This window comes from Desulfovibrio sp. 1188_IL3213 (assembly GCF_036763145.1).
In the GTDB taxonomy this organism is placed as follows: domain Bacteria; phylum Desulfobacterota; class Desulfovibrionia; order Desulfovibrionales; family Desulfovibrionaceae; genus Desulfovibrio.
This window is the reverse complement of record NZ_JBAIYR010000211.1, coordinates 1-3,902: the sequence shown is the minus strand read 5'-3', so window position 1 is coordinate 3,902 and position 3,902 is coordinate 1. Positions and strand designations below refer to the sequence as shown.

The following is a 3,902-nucleotide window of genomic DNA, read 5'->3' as shown; positions in this document are numbered from 1 at the left end:
CCGCCCCGGAGCCGCGCAACCAAAAGCTTCGCCGCGCGTACCGTGTTTTCTGTCGGCCGTGTCTGCTCAACGCAGACGCGGCCGACAAGGTTTTTCCGCGTTTTCGCCGCCCCCAAAAATGCGGGAGCCGAGCCGGGCAGGCTATTGCCAACAGCCCGGCAGTACCTAACTAGACAGTGTCGTCACGAGCGCCTTTCCCGGTATCTCCGCGTCGAACTTCGCCTTTTATTCCGGTCGAGTACCATAAGAGTACACTCCCTGCATAAAAGGCTCGTTCTCCTTGATATACCAAGGAAATTTATCTCGTGACGACACTGTCTAGAGCAGACTAACTTTGAGAATACATATTCTCAAAATTTAAGACACGCTCGTTCCGGCACTTAACCGCACAATAAATTGCGCTTGTGCCTCCACGGCAGGCGTCTGCTCACGCAGCCGCCAGGGCATTTCAACGTTGAAATGCCCTGGAGATTGCCGCCTGCCGCCCTTTGCAGCGGCAGCACGTCGCTGTATGTTGCTTTGCCGCGCCAGCCAGAACCAAAGCCCTACGGCTTTCTGTTCCCTCTGACGCGCATGGCGGAGTCTGCGCCTTGCGGCAACCGCCTGCCCAGTGCCGGGTGCGGCATAAAACATCCGGCCCAACGCTCCACACGCCCGGCCAGGCCGGGAAAGCGCCGCTCAAGCCGAGCCGGTCATCAAACCCAGAGACATTCCATGCCCGCACTGCCCGAAGAAAGTATGCTTGTCGAACAAGTCATGCACGACAATCCCGAAACCCTGACGCCAGGGCATCTGCTCAAGGACGCCCTGCCCGTTTATGAGCGCCACGGGGTCAACTGCGTGCCTATTCTGGACGAAAACAAGAAAGTGCGCGGCATTCTGACCATATTTCGCCTCGTGCAGGCCATACGCGCGGGCAAGTCTTTTGAAACGCCCATCAGCGAAGTCATGGACGTGGATCTTGTGAGCATACGCAACGACGCCACATTCGGCATGGCATGCAGCATGCCCATCGACAGGATGCTGGTGCTGGACCACGACGACAGGCTCGTGGGCGTGCTCACCAAGAAAGAGCTTATCCATAAAATTTACAAGGCCTTCTGCAGCGCCGACTGCCATAACCGGGAACTGAGCGCGGTCATAAACTGCGCCACGGACGGCATCATCATTTTTGATACCAACGGCAACGCCCTGTATACCAACGACAAAATCCGCTTTCTCCTGCCGGATTGCGACAGCATAAACCGGCCCGCCAGTCCTGCCATGAAGGCCGTGGCCGATCTGCTCAAAAAAACCCTGCATTCGCGTAAAAGCGCCGGAACCTTGCTGGAGGACTGCAACGGCAAGCAGGTGATTTTTTCTGCCACGCCCATTTTTGATGCAGATCAGCGCCTCTTCCGCTGCGTTTTGTCCGCTCAGGACATGACGGAAGTCACCCGCCTTCAGGAAGAGGCCGAAAACAGTCGCCGCAAGCTGGCGGCCTTTCAGGAAGCCAGCCTCAAGGGAACAAAAACCATCGCCCACAACCCCGCCATGCTGCGCCTGCTGGACGAGGCCGCGCGCCTTGGCGGCGTGGACTCCACCGTGCTCATCACCGGCGAAACAGGCGCGGGCAAAGAGGTTGTGGCCATGCACATCCACAACCACAGCAAACGCCGCAACGGCCCGCTGGTGCAGATAAACTGCGGAACCATCCCCCAGCATCTGCAGGAGGCGGAGCTCTTCGGCTATGAAAAAGGCAGCTTCACCGGAGCCAACGCCAGCCGGACGGGCATGCTGGAAGTGGCCCACGAAGGCACACTCATGCTGGACGAAGTGGGCGAAATGGACCTGACCCTTCAGGTCAAGCTGCTGCGCGCCCTTCAGGAAGGCGTCATCTACCGCATCGGCGGGCGCAAGCCCGTCAGGCTGGATGTGCGCATCATTGCCATGACCAACAGAAACCTGCTCAAGATGGTGCGCGAAAACACCTTTCGCGAGGACCTCTATTACCGCCTCAACGTCATTCCCCTTGCCGTACCGCCCCTGCGTGAAAGGCGCGAGGACATCCTGCCCCTGGCCCAGCACTTCCTTTCCTGCTTCAGCAAAAAATATTCCTGCGCCTGCGGCCTCAGCCCGGCGGAAGAAGAAATGCTGCAAGCCTATTCCTGGCCCGGCAACGTGCGCGAACTTGCCAACTTTATGGAACGGCTGACCATCGCCAGCCTGTCGTCGGGCAACCGCGCCCCGGTGTGGGAAAGCATTGTCCGGCCCAACGGCTCCGTAGCGCCGCCCGTCAACGCCCCCATGCGGGAACAGATGCGGCACTTTGAAAAGCAGTGCCTTGAAAACGCCCTGCGCAATACGGTGAGCATACGGGCGGCAGCCAGGGCGCTGGGAATCTCGCACGCCACCCTTTTGCGCAAGATGCGGGAACACGACCTGGTGGTTCAGAATTAAACCACTCTGAAAAACAAATCCGCGCCTTCATACCCCCCTTCTGCGCCATATCCGCTTCAGAATGCCCGCAGGTTGCGAAAAAGAACCTGCGGTTCATTTATGAACCACATGGTTCGATAACGAACCACAGCTTCCAGACCAGACATTTTGGCCTCTAAAACACGATATACATATATTTCATCGTGTTACTCAACCGCACAAGCTGGGGCCTTTTCAGGCCCACCCGCCAGCACGACCTTTCACTATCCTCATAACATTCTGTTTTTATTATAAAAACTTTTTGGAACAATGTTTGCTATAGCGTGAATGTCTTTCGGCCCAGCCGAAAACGCATAGCAATACGTTTCTCTGCCGCCGGCGGCAGAGAAACTGGGATCGAGAGAGGATGCGGGGTCGGCAGCCCGACCTGTCGGTAACCCGCAGGCCGTACGGGACACCTGGATGAAACGGCCGTTCCGTTAACCATTTTGGGGGCGCGCCCGCCTGTGGCGGCGCAAAATTTCAGGAAGCATGAGGAGCAATCTATGACTTCTTCGGCCATTTGGATGTTCGGCCTGGCCCTGGCCTATACGCTTCTGCTCATTGTCATGAGCCAGATAGCCAAGAAAAAGGCTCAGGCGGGCGAAGATTTCTTTGTGGGGGGGCGCAAGTTCAGCCGCTGGACCGTCGCCTTCTGCATTACCGGCCTGTTTTCAGGCTCCACCTATATCGCCATTCTTGAACTGTCCTACCTCACGGGCATTTCAGCCCTGTGGTACGGCGTAGCGGAACTTACCCACGTGCTTATCATTGCGCTGGTACTCATCGGACCGTTCCGCAAGCGCATGATGGTGACCATCTCCGGCCTTATCGGCGACAAGTACGGCAGGGCCGCCAAGGGCATTGCCGGGGGCATCACGGCCATTACCTTTCCCATGTGGTCTGTTGCCACGGCCCTGGCCTTCGCTTCATGCATCAACGCCATCACCGGCATGGACATGCTGCTTTCCGTGGTTATCACGGCGGCACTCATGTATGTCTTCCTGAGCGCGGGCGGCATGTGGTCAGTAGCCATGACGCAGACCGCCAACTTCTTTGTTTTCATGATCATGTTTGCCGTGGCTATTTACGCCATCGCAATCAACCCCGGTTTTGACGCCGTAGCCGCCCTGCTGACCACCGACGCCAAGTACGGCGACCTCACCAGCGTGGGCCTGCAGACCATTCTGGCGTGGTTCGGCACGTTTCTGATCAACGTGCTTCTGGCCCAGGCCGCCTTCCAGATGGCCCTCTCGTGCAAGACCGCCGACGAAGGCCGCAAGGGCCTGCTCATCGCCGGCGGTTTCAACGTCATCTTCATCGCCATGGGCGTACTTGTGGGCGCTGCCGCGGCCATTGTCACCCCCGGCAACGCCCGCGGCCTTATGGCCGTACCCATCTACCTGATGGAAACGCTGCCAGGCCCCATGGTGGGCCTGTTCACC

The 3,902-nt window shown here is 58.2% G+C and carries 2 protein-coding genes; both read left to right on the top strand.

The window, feature by feature from the left end; translation table 11 throughout:
* The first annotated feature begins 738 nt into the window (after positions 1-738).
* Positions 739-2,439: a sigma 54-interacting transcriptional regulator gene (locus tag V6C16_RS08940; protein WP_333543038.1), complete on the top strand. Its 1,701-nt coding sequence runs from the start codon at positions 739-741 to the stop codon at positions 2,437-2,439.
* A 524-nt stretch (positions 2,440-2,963) separates the two neighbouring features.
* Positions 2,964-3,902, top strand: a 939-nt coding sequence (locus V6C16_RS08935; protein WP_442886206.1) for a sodium:solute symporter family protein, incomplete at its 3' end; no start/stop codon positions are given.

What these genes read in the sequence shown, in the direction of transcription:
- V6C16_RS08940 (WP_333543038.1), top strand. Translation starts at nt 739, where the DNA reads ATGCTTGTCGAACAAGTCATGCACGACAATCCCGAAACCCTGACGCCA.